7 protein-coding genes are annotated in these 13,415 nt (G+C 70.6%); 2 read left to right on the plus strand and 5 right to left on the minus strand.

All coding sequences use genetic code 11. From position 1 onward, the window contains the following. Positions 1-87: 87 nt before the first annotated feature. Positions 88-4,593 carry a type VII secretion EssC family protein gene (locus ABD736_RS08715; RefSeq protein ID WP_344791357.1) on the minus strand — a complete coding sequence of 1,502 codons (4,506 nt, stop codon included), beginning with the start codon at positions 4,591-4,593 and terminating at the stop codon, positions 88-90. Positions 4,594-4,689: 96 nt separating this feature from the next. Continuing rightward, entirely contained in the window at positions 4,690-5,370 is a 681-nt protein-coding gene (locus ABD736_RS08720; protein ID WP_344791358.1) for a P-loop NTPase family protein, read from the minus strand. 176 nt (positions 5,371-5,546) lie between these two features. Here ABD736_RS08720 and ABD736_RS08725 point away from each other — a divergent pair, with 176 nt between their 5' ends. Both ABD736_RS08725 and ABD736_RS08730 read left to right on the plus strand, forming a co-directional pair. Further along, entirely contained in the window at positions 5,547-7,640 is a 2,094-nt protein-coding gene (locus tag ABD736_RS08725) for a chorismate-binding protein (protein WP_344791359.1), read from the plus strand. Between the two features lie 199 nt (positions 7,641-7,839). Further along, the gene (locus tag ABD736_RS08730) at positions 7,840-8,388 is read left to right on the plus strand and encodes an RBBP9/YdeN family alpha/beta hydrolase (protein ID WP_344791360.1); all 549 of its coding nucleotides are present in this window, start codon (positions 7,840-7,842) and stop codon (positions 8,386-8,388) included. A gap of 102 nt (positions 8,389-8,490) precedes the next feature. Here the strand turns inward: ABD736_RS08730 and ABD736_RS08735 are convergent, their stop codons facing one another. From ABD736_RS08735 to ABD736_RS08745, 3 genes are all read right to left on the minus strand, one after another. Further along, positions 8,491-8,994 (minus strand): amino-acid N-acetyltransferase, encoded by a 504-nt coding sequence (locus ABD736_RS08735; RefSeq protein ID WP_344791361.1) that lies wholly within the window; start codon positions 8,992-8,994, stop codon positions 8,491-8,493. Between the two features lie 108 nt (positions 8,995-9,102). Next, positions 9,103-10,557: an MFS transporter gene (locus ABD736_RS08740; RefSeq protein ID WP_344791362.1), complete on the minus strand. Its 1,455-nt coding sequence runs from the start codon at positions 10,555-10,557 to the stop codon at positions 9,103-9,105. Positions 10,558-10,764: 207 nt separating this feature from the next. Next, positions 10,765-13,296, minus strand: a complete 2,532-nt coding sequence (locus ABD736_RS08745) for an ATP-dependent Clp protease ATP-binding subunit (protein WP_344791363.1) — start codon at positions 13,294-13,296, stop codon at positions 10,765-10,767. Positions 13,297-13,415 lie beyond the last annotated feature (119 nt).

A 13,415-nucleotide genomic window follows, 5' to 3' on the forward strand; every position in this document is an offset into this window, starting at 1 on the left:
CGGCGCTGGCTCAAAGCTAGCTGCGGGCAGTTGCGCAAGGGAACGGGGAGCACTCCCCATCCCGCGTGCGCGGCCCGACGAATCCGCTCACTCCGGCAGCGGCAGCTGCACCCGCGCGTGCTGCCCGCGCGAGATGTAAACGCCGCGCCCCGGCGGGAACTCACCGCGCGCCATCCGCGGCAGCGCCGTCTTGAGCAGGATGTCGCCCTCGACGGCCTCGGGCTGCAGCAGGATGCCGCGGCGGCCGTTCTTGACCTCGCCGAACAGCGGCCACGACGACCCCCACGCACTCGTCTCGCCCTCGGCGACCAGCAGGTGGTCGCTGCGCCGCACGGCTTTCGTGAGCTCGATGATCGGGCCGTCGGCGGCCGTCTGCAGGAAATCGCCGATGGTCTCGATGAACACCGCGATGCGCCCCTCGGTGTCGGGATCGGCCACGGCCGCGGTGAGGTCGCGCGCGAGCGCGGCGACGGCGTCGGGCGTCGTGGTGGCCTCGGTCCACAGCTCGAGCCGCGCGAGCGGCGAGCGGGCGTTGCCGAAGTAGTACAGCCGCGTATCGCCGCCCGCACGCAGCATCGCGGTCGCGATCGTCTGAAGTGCGGTCGTGCGGCCGCTCGCCGGCGGCCCGGCGAGCAGGACCGTCCCGCTCGGCTCGAAGGGGAACGGCCCGAGGTCGATGTCGCTGATGCCGAGGACGGGCTCACCGCCCACGGATGCCGGCAGGGTGCTCTGCGCGTACTCCTTCGGCAGCGAGCCGATCGCGGGCGCCGCCGCCACCCCGGCGCGGGTCATCGCCTCGGCGAGCTTGCTGAGCGCCTCGCCCTGCTCGGACACCGACGTCGTTCCACCGAGGATCGCGATCTGCGTCTCGAGCCCGTCGACGATCGCGCGCCCAGGGGGCGACGCCGGCGTCAAGATGTCGCCAGGGACGCCGAGAGTGCCGTAGCCGTCGTCGGCGAGGCGCAGCACGACACGGCGCTGGATCGACGCGGCGATCGAGGTCGGCACGGCGCCCGCGCGGTCGGCGGTGAGCGCCACGTGGATGCCCAGCCGACGCCCGTCGGCGAGCACATCGCGGAACACGTCGTACCACTGGGCGCGGCCGGCTGCGACCTCGAAGTCGTCCTTGAAGTTCGTGAAGTTGTCGATCAACAGCAGAATGCGCGGCTCGGCGGGGCGCCCCGCCAGCTGGCGGTACTCGCTGATGCCCGAGGCGTTCACCTCGGCCCATGCTGCGGCGCGGCGCTCGAGCTCGCCCTGCAGGGTGCGGAACAGCCGGATGATGCGCTCGGTGTCCTCCCCCGCGATGATCGCGCCGACGTGCGGCAGTCGCTCGAGGATGCGCAGGCTGCCTGCGCCGTAGTCGAGCCCGTACACGTGCACCGGGCCACCTCGCGGGGTGATCGCCGCCGCGCTCGCGAGCGTGCGCAGCACCGTCGTCTTGCCTGAACCGCTCGTTCCGAAGATCGCGAGGTGGCCGTCGACGTCGGGGCGGAAGTACTGCGTCGACTGCTCCTGCCGCTCTGGCACGTCGGCCACGCCGAGCAGCAGCTCGGAGTCGGTGCGCTGCCGCAGCCGCGAGAGGTCGTAGACCGGGGCCAGCTCGTCAAGCCAGGGCCGGCGCGGGTCGGGGATGTTGGCGAGCGCGTGCGCCCCGCGCATGGTTGCGACGAGCCGCTGCTGGTCGTTGGGCCCGAGGTCGCGCTGATGGTCGAGAGCGGATGCCGGAGCCGCCGCGTCCTCCCACCGGATCTCGCCGCCGAACCGCAGCTCCGCCACCTGGATGTCGGCCCGCTCGGGTTCGCGCGTCGTCCAGCCGCCGGCGTACCCCGACTGGAATGCCGCGAGGCGCCCCGGCCCGGTCTTGGCGTAGCCGCGACCAGGGATCGAGGGGTCGATGTGGGCGGAATCCTTCACACCGATCACGTCCTGCGAGTCGGACTCGTCGGCCATGCGCAGCGCCACGCGCATGTTGGTGTTGGCGCGCAGGTTGTCCTTGATCACACCGGCCGGCCGCTGCGTCGCCATGATCAGGTGGATGCCGAGCGAGCGGCCGCGCTGGGCGATGTCGACCACGCCGTCGACGAACTCGGGCACCTCGCCGGCGAGCGCGGCGAACTCGTCGATCACCAGCACGAGCGCGGGCGGGCTGTCCGGGTCGCCGCGCTTCTCGAGCTCGAGCAGGTCCTTGGCCTTCTTGCGGTTGAACAGGTGCTCACGGTGGTGCAGCTCGGCGCGCAGGCTGGTGAGTGCGCGGCGTACGAGGTGCGGCGACAGGTCAGTGACCAGGCCGACGCAGTGCGGCAGCTGCACACAGTCGGCGAACGCCGAACCGCCCTTGTAGTCGACGAACAGGAACGTGACCCGGTCGGGCGAGTACTCGGCGGCCATGCCCAGCACCCACGCCTGCAGGAACTCGGACTTGCCCGCGCCCGTCGTGCCGCCGACGAGGGCGTGCGGTCCCTGCGTGCGCAGGTCGAGGTGCATCGGGTCGTGGCCGCTCGAGCCGACGATGGCGCGCAGCTTGCCCGCGCGCCGTTGGGTGAGCGCGCCGCCCGAGCGGTCGTGGATCGAGTCGTTCTGCTTCCACCGGTCGACGACCGCCGCCGCCGACTCGGCGAGGTCGTGGCCGAGCAGCGTGACGAGCGAGATGCTGCGCGGCAGGTCGCTCGCGTCCGCCACGGGGGCGCCCGCGTCGACGACGGGCGCCATGAGGTGGGCGTATGCCTGCGCCCGTTGCGCGTCGATCGGCTCGGTTACGACGTCGGTGATGTGCTCGCCGAGGCGCACGAAACCGACCTCTGCCCGGCCCTCGGCGTCGACCGAGAGGTAGCTGCGGCACACCGCGGGCAGCGAGGCCACGTCGGGCGCGACCCAGATGGGGAAGACGCCGGCGTCGGCGGCCGACTCGGCGAGCTGGATCAGGCGCCCCCGGTCGACGGGCGCGTCGTCCGACACGACGACCACGACCGCCGGGATCGGCGACTGCGTGCCCGCGGCCGCGTCGCTCTCGGCGACATTCGCGCCGCGCTCGTTGGCCGCCCTGTTCTGGCCGACGGCGCCGCGCCGCTCGGGGCCGCGCCGTGCCGCAAGTCGCTCGGTGATGAGGCCCTCGAGGTTCGAGAGCAGCGTGCTCGCGCTCGACTCGCTGTCGGCGAGCTGGTTGCCCTCGAGCGGGCTGTGCGGGCTCGACGAGTGCGGCATCCACTTCAGCCATTCGACCTCGCGCGACCAGCGCGAGCTGACGATCGCGGCCACGGTGAGCTCGGCAGGCGAGTGCAGGCCGGTCAGCTGCACGAGAAGCGAATTGAGGGCGCCGGCGGTGCGCGCCGGATCGCCCGCGACGCCGATCGCGCCGGCGTCGTAGAGGTTCTCGGCGATCGGCACGTTCGGCACCGTGCGGTTCGCCTCGATGACGGCGTCGAGCCGCTCCTGGAACTCGACCAGCAGATTCGGCCGCGAGGTCACGTTGATGGTGTTGCGCGAGGTCACCGCGCCGACGCCGAGGCGCACGTTGAGGAACGACCAGTGCTCTGGCCGCCTGGTCCACAGCATCGGCGTGCGCCGCGTCGCCGCGTCGTACACCTCTTCCGTCGATGGCGTCTCGAGTGCCCGCTGCGCCGCCTCGCGCTCGCGCTCGCGGCTGAGCGATGCGGTCAGGCCCTCGAGCCCCTCGTCGAACCGCTCTATCGACTTCCTGAGCTTGGACTTGCGCTGACTGCGGCCCATGAACCAGTTGCCGACGACCATGAGCGGCGACATCGCCGCGAACGCCACGGAAGCGGGCTGCCGCGTGATCATGTACATCACGCCGGCCATCAGAATCGGGGTCGCAAGCGCGATCATCGGCATCGGCTGCGGCTCGGTCTCCTGCGGAACCTCGGGGATCTCGAACTCGGCGCCGACATAGCGCGCTTCGACCTTGGGCGAGCGGTTGAAGAGAACGGGCCCCGCTTTCACTGCCGAGGCGGAGACAGCGGATGCCTGCTGCTGCTGCGCCAGCGGGGTGAGCTCAACCTGCGTGTCGCCGATGAGCACCCTGACGGGCTGGCGCACCGGCAGTCGGTCGACGATGCCGCCGTCGACCACGAGCCCGTTGGCCGAGCCGAGGTCGACGAGCTCGAGGCCCCCGGACGCCTGGATGCGCGCATGCCGGCCCGAGACGAACGGGTCGTCGAGCACGATGTCGCAGCCGGCGTCGCGCCCGATGATCGTCGAGGACCCGGTCGCGATCGCGAACTCCTTACCCGCCGCCGGCCCCGTCAGCACCCGCAGGCGTGCCGCGGGCTGCGCTGCGGTGAGCTGCCCCGCGCCGAAGCTCGTCGCATCGGCGAGCAGCACCGTCGCACCGTCGCCGATCTGCGCCTCGCCGATCGGGATGTCGGCGGAAAGCACCTCGGGCTGCTGCTGCCCCGGCATCGCGACGGCGAGGGTGAGCACGCGGCCCTCGCCACCGACGGCCCACTCCTGCCCGCGCGGGTCGAGGCGTCGGATGGCACCCGCCACGTCGGCGACCGTCGCCACGGCATCGGTGGTGACGACGATGTCATCTGACTGACCTGACTGGCGTGCAAGCGTCAGCTTGAGGCGCAACTGAAGCCCCTTCCCCCACAGAACCCGTGCAGATGAGGTTAGCGGTGCCGGGCGACACCGGACGATGGGGAGCGCTCCCCGCGCGTCACGCGAGCGTCAGAAGAGCAGGAACTGCTTGGACGTCTTGCTCTGGATGCCGGCCACAGAGACCTTCAGGTGGTACGACGCTCCACCCGCCGGCGCCGCGGGGCGCTTGCCGCTGCAGGTGGTCTTCGACGAGCGGGTGCGATCCCACGCGATCGGCGCGGTCTGCAGCGTCTTGCCCGGCTCGAGCTTGATGTCGGTGTGCACCGGGTTGCTCTGGCAGTCGGTCGAGGTCCAGTACGCGTCGGAGCCGCTCGTGATCGTGAACACCATGGTCGCCGTGCCCGCGTCGATCGTGCACATGGTCGAGCCCGTGTTGGTGAGCGAGAGCGAGAGCAGCGGCCTCGCCCCGGAGGCGTAGCGCGAGGCATCCGTGATCGCCTCGACGTCGACATTCGCCGGCGCGCACGGCTGCCCGGCGACAGGCGCCTTGGGCGAGGCGCTCGTGACCGGCTTGGCGCTCGTGCTCGGCCCCGGCAGCGCGGCCTGCGAGCCGGTCGCCGCGGGCGTCTGGGCGGCTGTCGGGGTCTTCGTCGCCCCGGCTGCGGGCGTGCTCGCACTGCCCCAGCCGGGCCGGAACACGAGGTACAGCACGCCGCCGACGATGGCGAGGAAGATGACCAGCACCATGAGGCGTCGACGCCGATAGACGGCGGCGGATCTGCGGCCGACGGGGTGCTGGTGCGTCGACATGTGCGTAGGGTATCGCGGGCGTGCTACTGTCCCTGGCATGCACACGCGTCTCAGCCAGAACTGGTGGCTCGCCTCTTAGGCGAGCCGACGCGTGACCACACGACGACCGCCTCTCGGGGCGGTCGTTTCGCATTGCGGGGCGGGGCTTCGGCAGGCGGCAAACCACGAGGATCGCCATGACCGCACCAACCGCCCCGGGCCGGCCCGCCCGCACCCTGCTCGACCGCATCGCCGCATCCGACGGCACACTTCCCTTCGCCCTGCTGCGCCGGCAGAGCGCAGACGGCCGTGGTCTCGACGTCGAGGTGCTCACCGGCGAGGTCGTCGACGTCGACTGCCTCGCCGACATCCCCCTCGACGGCCGCCCCGTGCTCTCGGCGGTGCCGTTCCGCCAGGTGCGCGAGCGCGGCTTCGAGGCGCACGACGACGACGCGCCGTTGCGCTGCCTGGTCGTGAGCGAGAGCGAGCGGATGCCTCTCGCCGACGTCCTTGCCGCGCTGCCCGCCACGCCCGCGCACGTGGTGCCCGAGGGGTTCGACGTGCCCGACGAGGAGTACGCCGCGATCGTTCGCCGCGTCATCGACGACGAGATCGGGCGCGGCGAGGGAGCGAACTTCGTCGTCAAACGCGAATTCCTGGGGCATACGGATGCCTCGGCCGTTCCCGCCCTGCTGTCGTGGTTCCGCGCCCTGCTCACCGATGAGTCCGGCGCCTACTGGACCTTCGCCGTGCACCTCCCCGCTCCGGGGCTCCACGCCCCGAGCATGGTCGGCGCCACCCCCGAGCGCCACCTCTCGGTGCGCGACGGCGTCGCGCTGATGAATCCGATCAGCGGCACCTACCGGCACCCGGCTGACGGCCCGACGCGTGCCGGCATCCTCGAGTTCCTCGCCGACGTGAAAGAGAGCGAGGAGCTCTTCATGGTCGTCGACGAGGAGATGAAGATGATGAGCGCCGTCTGCCCTGAGGGCGGCCGGATCCTCGGCCCGTACCTCAAGCAGATGTCCCGCCTCACCCACACCGAGTACCTGCTCGAGGGGCGCACCTCGCTCGACGTGCGCGAGGCGCTGCGGCTCACGATGTTCGCCCCGACGGTGACCGGCTCGCCCATGCAGAACGCGTGCACGGTGATCGCACGGCAGGAGCCGAAGCCGCGTGGCTACTACTCGGGCGTTCTGGCGCTCTTCGAGCCGGATGCTTCGGGCTATGCCCTCGACGCCCCCATCCTGATCCGCACCGCGTATCTCGGCGAGGACGGCCGCGTGTCGGTGCCGGCCGGCGCGACCCTCGTGCGTCATTCGACACCGGAGGGCGAAGTGGCCGAGACGCATGCGAAGGCCTCCGGAGTGCTGGCTGCGCTGGGGCTGCTGCCGCGGTCTGGTCTCCATTCGGCTTCGCCGAGTCGAACCGGGGCATTCGGCTCCGCCGAGTCGACCGGCGGCGGCCCCATCGAACTCAATGCGCAACCCGGCGTCGCCGAGGCGCTCGCCGCGCGCAATGAGCGGCTGGCGTCGTTCTGGGTGCGACCGCAGGGGCCGGATGCCGGCACCTCGGCGCTCAGCGGGAGAACGGCCCTCGTCATCGACAACGAGGACCAGTTCACGACGATGCTCGCGCACCAGCTGCGCCACCTCGGCCTTCAAGTGCGGCTCGCTCACTGGGCCGAGGTCGAGACGGTGGACGAGGACGACCTCGTGGTCTTCGGCCCCGGCCCCGGCGACCCGCGGGATCTCTCCGAGCGCCGCATCGCCCGCCTGCGCGCACTGCTGCTCGAGCGCCTGCGCGCCGGGAGCCCGCTTCTCGCGGTCTGCCTCAGCCACCAGGTGCTCGCGGGCCTGGCCGGGTTCGAGCTCGCGGCGCTGCCCGCTCCCCGGCAGGGGGTGCGCCTCGAGGTCGACGTGTTCGGGACCCCCGCCGCGATCGGCTTCTACAACACCTTCGGCGCGCGGGACCCACGATCCTTGACGAGCCCGCGACGCGCGCACGACCCACGACCCCTGAGGAGCCTGCGGAGCGCGCTGGACCCACGACCCCTGAGGAGCCCGCAGAGCGCGCGTCTCGAAGGGTCGCGGGTCGCTCACGCAGAAGTCGAGCTCGAGGCATCCGTCGACCTCGATGGAATCGTGACGGCCCTGCGCGGGCCGGGCGTCGCCTCGATTCAGGGCCACCTCGAATCCGTGCTCTCCGGCGACGGCTACGCGACCCTGCGTCGCCTCGCCGAGCACGCGCTCGCGGCCGCGCCCACGACCGCAAGCGCCGCCGCAAGCTGAGGCGCGCCTGCGTTCTCGTGCGCAGGCTGACGCCCTCCCTTGAAGCACTCTCCGTCGGCAAGAGATTCGGGGGCAGCTAGATTGCGTGACAAGCCGAGGTCGCGGGCGAAGGCGTGACAGGCGATTGCCGCGAGACGCGAAGGCGCGTCCTGCGAAGGTGTGACTGGCGAAGGTGTGACTGGCGAAGGAATGGAGCAGCGTGGTCGCATACGTGATCATCCCCGGCATCGGCGGATCGGACAACGAGCACTGGCAGAGCCACTGGCAGCGGCAGTGGGGTGCCGCCGCCGTGCGCATCGAGCCCGCGTCGTGGGACCGCCCCGAGTTGAGCGACTGGGTTGAGGCCGTGCAGCGCGCGGTCGACGAGGCTGCGACGCGCGACGAGCAGGTGGTGCTCGTCGCGCACAGCCTCGGCTGCTGGGCGGCCGCGGCGTGGCTCAATGGCGCCGACGAACACCTCGTGCGGGCCGCACTGTTGGTCGCTCCGCCCGACCGGGGCGGCTCTGTATTCCCGGTCGCGGAGGCCGCAACGTTCCTCACGGTCGAGGCACGCGCTCTGCCCTGCCCGAGCCTCGTCATCGCGAGCGCGAACGACCCGTACGGCAGTGTGGAATCCGCCGAGCACGCGGCCGCGGCCTGGGGCAGCCGACTCGAGGTCGTCGGCGAGCTCGGGCACCTCAACTCGGCCAGCGGCCTCGGCGAGTGGCCGCGAGGGTGGGAACTGCTCGAGTCGCTTCTCAGCAGCTGAGCCGCGCCAGCACCCGAATCTCTTGCCGACGGAGAGTGCCGCGAGCCTGACATCGCAGCGGCTGCGCCGGCACGGCCGCCCGAGCCGCCGCGCCAGGCGTGGCTAGAGGTGCTTGATCATCCTCGTGTTGCCGAGGGTGTTCTGCTTGACGCGGGCGAGGTCGAGGAACTCGGCGACGCCGTCGTCGGTCGAGCGCAGCAGCTCGGCGAACACCGTGGGGTCGACCGTCTCCGACCCCATGTCGGTGAAGCCGTGGCGGCCGAAGAACTCGGTCTCGAAGGTGAGGCAGAACAGGCGCGAGAGGCCGAGCTCGCGGGCATCCGCTTCGAGTCGATCCAGGATCGCGTGCCCGACGCCGCGGCCGCGCCAGTCGGCTGCCGCGGCGAGCGTGCGCACCTCGCCGAGGTCCTCCCACATGACGTGCAGCGCGCCGACGCCGACCAGCGTGCCGTTCTCGTCCTCGGCGACGCGGAATTCCTGCACGGCCTCGAACAGCGTCACGAGCTCTTTGCCCAGCAGGATGCGCTGCTCGACGAGGGGAGAGATGAGGTCGCGGATGCCTCGCACATCGCTCGTGCGCGCGGGGCGCACGGTGATTCCGGTCATCTCTCCACCGTAGCGGCGCGGCGTGCCCCGTTGCGCCACCGGCTTCCGCGGTGCGCTGCTCGGATCCGAGGCGCGCAATGCGGAAGCCGGTGGCTCATGCGAACGTGGTCAGTGCGCCTCTTCGGTCTCGCGCGACCCGGTGAGGTAGAGCGCGCCCCAGCCGGTGATGATGCCGACGACCACCGCGATGACGGTGAAGGTGACCCGCTCGCCGTGGAAGAACGACTCGACGAGGCCGTGGTTCCAGACGCCGGCGGGCAGCACCTTGGTCACGAGGGCCGCGATCAGCGTGCCGACGATGGCGGTGCCGACGCTGGTGCCGAGCTCCTGGCCGGTGTCGCTGAGCGCCGTGCCGATCGAGGTGCGGTTCTCGGGCATCGCCGCCACGAGCGCGACGCCGCAGACTGTCATGATGCTGCGCAGGCCGAGGGTGAGCGTGACCATGAAGATCGCGACGACGAGGTAGCCGTGCGAGACGCCCCAGGCGAGGCCTGCCATCGAGCCGGCGAGCAGGGCGGCAGAGATGAGGGTGGTGACCCGGTGCCCGAAGCGCTTCACGAGCCACTCGGTGAGGGGCGCGGCTGCGACCATCGTGGCGATCATCGGCAGGTTGGCGAGGCCGGCGCGCACGGGGCTCCAGCCGTAGGCGTACTGGAACTGCAGGATGAGGGCGAACATGACGGCGGCCATGGCGACGGCCGCGCCGATCTCGGCGATGAACGCGCCGCGGATCGTCCCGTTGACGAACAGCCGCAGATCGAGCATCGGCGCCGGGGTGCGCAGTTCGTGCCAGACGAACGCGGCGATCGCGATGAGCGCGCCGATCGCCGACGCGATCGTGGCGGGCGACAGCCAGCCGTATTCCACGCCGCTGGTGCCGACGAAGCAGGCGAGCCCGATCGTGATGACGCTGAGGATCGCCCCGGGCAGATCGAGCTTGTCCGAGGTCAGGTCCTCACGGCGGTCGGGGGCGACGCCGACGCGCACGCCGATCACCGCGAGCAGGGCGATCGGGGCGTTCACGACGAGCAGCCACTGCCAGCTGACGTGCGCCAGAGCCGTGCCGCCGAGCAGCGGCCCGAGCACGAATCCGCCCATGCCGACGACGATCATGAGCGTCATGGCGCGCATCCGCTCTGCCTCGCCCTCGAACAGACGGAACACGAGCGAGTTGGTGATCGGGGCCATCGCCGCGGCCGCGATGCCGAGTGCCGCGCGCAGGCCGATCAGCTCACCCGTCGAGTGCACCCAGATCACCAGCAGGCTGAGCAGCCCGAACGCCGCGAGCCCCACGACCAGCACCCGCCGGCGCCCGAACCGGTCGGCGATCGATCCTGCGGTCAGCAGCAGCCCGCCGAAGGTGAGCGAGTAGGCGCCGGTGACCCACTGCAGTGCGGTGGTCGAACCGCCCAGGTCGCGCCCGATGGTCGGCAGCGCGATGCTCAGCAGCGTGTTGTCGACCATCTCGACGAAGAACGCCAGGCAGAGCGCCGCGAGCGGTATCCAGGCCGCGCGCAGCGAGGCGTACGTCCGGGTCGGGGTGATGGTCGTGGTGGTGGTCATGGCAACAATTCGAACAGCCCCCACTTTCACGCGGCTGTCGTGCCGCTTTCACGCGCTCACATGCCGAGCACCCCCGGGAACGTCCCAAGACGCACGGTGGGGAGGACGAATTCGCGAAATCGTCCTCCCTACCGTGCGTTCTGAGCGGAAACGCGGAAAGGCCCCTCCCGCCGCAGCGGAAGGGGCCCTTCGGTCGGAACCAGCGAGCTAGTCCGAGGTGATCGCGAGGTCCGGGGTCACGCCGCCTGCGACGTGCGAGCCGCCGCCTGCGATGCTGCCGACCTTCTCACCGCGCGGGGCGATGCCGAAGGTGAACTCGTTGTTCGCGTAGTCGACCGACACGTGGTCGCCCGCGTTGAGCTCGCCCGCGAGGATCTTCTCGGAGAGGCGGTCCTCGACCTCACGCTGCACGGCGCGGCGCAGCGGCCGGGCGCCGAGCGACGGGTCGAAGCCGATCTCGATGAGGCGGTCCTTCGCGGCATCCGTGATCTCGACGGTCAGGTCGCGATCGAGCATGCGCGTGCCGAGGCGCTTGATGAACAGATCGACGATCTGGCGCAGCTCGGGCTTGCTGAGCTGGGGGAACACGATGATGTCATCGACGCGGTTCAGGAACTCGGGCTTGAAGTTCTTCTTCAGCTCCTCCATCACCTTGCCGCGCATGCGGTCGTAGCCGCTCGCCTGGCCGGCGTCGCCCTCGGCCTGGAAGCCGACGGGGCCGCCCGAGATCGCTGCGGTGCCGAGGTTGGTCGTCATGATGATGACCGTGTTCTTGAAGTCGACCACGCGGCCCTGGCCGTCGGTCAGACGGCCCTCTTCAAGGATCTGCAGCAGCGAGTTGAAGATGTCGGGGTGCGCCTTCTCGATCTCGTCGAAGAGCACGACCGAGAACGGCTTGCGCCGCACCTTCTCGGTGAGCTGGCCGCCCTCTTCGAAGCCGACGAACCCAGGAGGGGCGCCGAACAGCCGCGAGACGGTGTGCTTCTCGCCGTACTCGGACATGTCGAGCGAGATCATGGCCGACTCGTCGTCGAACAGGAACTCGGCGAGCGCCTTGGCGAGCTCGGTCTTACCGACACCCGTGGGGCCGGCGAAGATGAACGAGCCCGACGGGCGGTGCGGGTCCTTGAGGCCGGCGCGCGTGCGGCGGATCGTCTTGGCGAGCGCCGAGATGGCCTCTTCCTGACCGATGACGCGCTCGTGCAGCGCCTTCTCCATGAAGACGAGGCGAGAGGATTCCTCCTCCGTCAGCTTGAACACGGGGATGCCGGTCGCCTGCGCCAGAACCTCGGCGATCAGGCCCTCGTCGACCTCGGCCGTGGTCTTGACGTCGCCCGACTTCCACTGCTTCTCGAGGCGCAGCCGCTCGCCGAGGAGGTTCTTCTCCTCGTCGCGCAGCGCGGCGGCCTTCTCGAAGTCCTGGTCCTCGATGGCGGCTTCCTTCTTCTCGCGCACGGCGGCGATCTTCTCGTCGAACTCGCGCAGCTCGGGCGGAGCCGACAGGATCGACAGGCGCAGGCGGGCGCCGGCCTCGTCGATCAGGTCGATCGCCTTGTCGGGAAGGAAGCGGTCGCTGATGTAGCGGTCGCTCAGGTTCGCCGCCGCGACGATCGCACCGTCGGTGATGGACACCTTGTGGTGCGCCTCGTAGCGGTCGCGCAGCCCCTTCAGAATGTTGATCGCGTGGGGCAGCGACGGCTCGGCGACCTGGATCGGCTGGAAGCGGCGCTCGAGCGCGGCGTCCTTCTCGAAGTGCTTGCGGTACTCGTCGAGCGTGGTCGCGCCGATGGTCTGCAGCTCGCCGCGGGCGAGCAGCGGCTTGAGAATCGACGCGGCGTCGATCGCGCCCTCAGCGGCACCCGCGCCGACGAGCGTGTGGATCTCGTCGATGAAGGTGATGATGTCGCCGCGGGTGCGGATCTCCTTCGTGACCTTCTTCAGGCGCTCTTCGAAGTCACCGCGGTAGCGGGAGCCCGCGATGAGCGAGCCGAGGTCGAGCGTGTAGAGCTGCTTGTCCTTCAGCGTCTCCGGCACGTCGCCGCGCACGATCGCCTGGGCGAGGCCCTCGACGACGGCGGTCTTGCCGACGCCGGGCTCGCCGATCAGCACGGGGTTGTTCTTCGAGCGACGCGACAGGATCTGCATCACGCGCTCGATCTCCTTCTCGCGCCCGATCACCGGGTCGAGCTTGCCCTCGCGTGCGGCCTGCGTCAGGTTGCGGCCGAACTGGTCGAGGATCTGCGAGCCGGCCTGGGCCTGCTGCTGCTCGTTCGCGCCGCCGACCTGCACCTGCTCTTTGCCCTGGTAGCCGGAGAGCAGCTGGATGACCTGCTGGCGCACCCGGTTCAGGTCGGCCCCGAGCTTCACGAGCACCTGGGCTGCGACACCCTCGCCCTCGCGAATGAGGCCGAGCAGGATGTGCTCGGTGCCGATGTAGTTGTGGCCGAGCTGCAGCGCCTCGCGCAGAGACAGCTCGAGCACCTTCTTGGCGCGCGGGGTGAAGGGGATGTGGCCGGTCGGCTGCTGCTGACCCTGGCCGATGATGTCCTGCACCTGCTCGCGCACTGCGTCAAGGGAGATACCAAGGGACTCGAGGGCCTTGGCGGCGACGCCCTCGCCCTCGTGGATCAGGCCGAGCAGGATGTGCTCGGTCCCGATGTAGTTGTGGTTGAGCATCTTGGCCTCTTCCTGAGCCAAGACGACGACCCGGCGGGCCCGGTCCGTGAACCTCTCGAACATTAGTCACCTCTCGTCACGACTGGGCTGGCAGCCGCGTTACATCGAGGGTAACCAGGGGGTGGGCACCTGAATGCCCCTGTTCGCCCCAGGCGTGATCCGGTCTCCATTCGGCGTCGCCG

It is taken from the genome of Gryllotalpicola daejeonensis, assembly GCF_039538145.1.
GTDB classification, from domain to species: Bacteria; Actinomycetota; Actinomycetes; order Actinomycetales; family Microbacteriaceae; genus Gryllotalpicola; species Gryllotalpicola daejeonensis.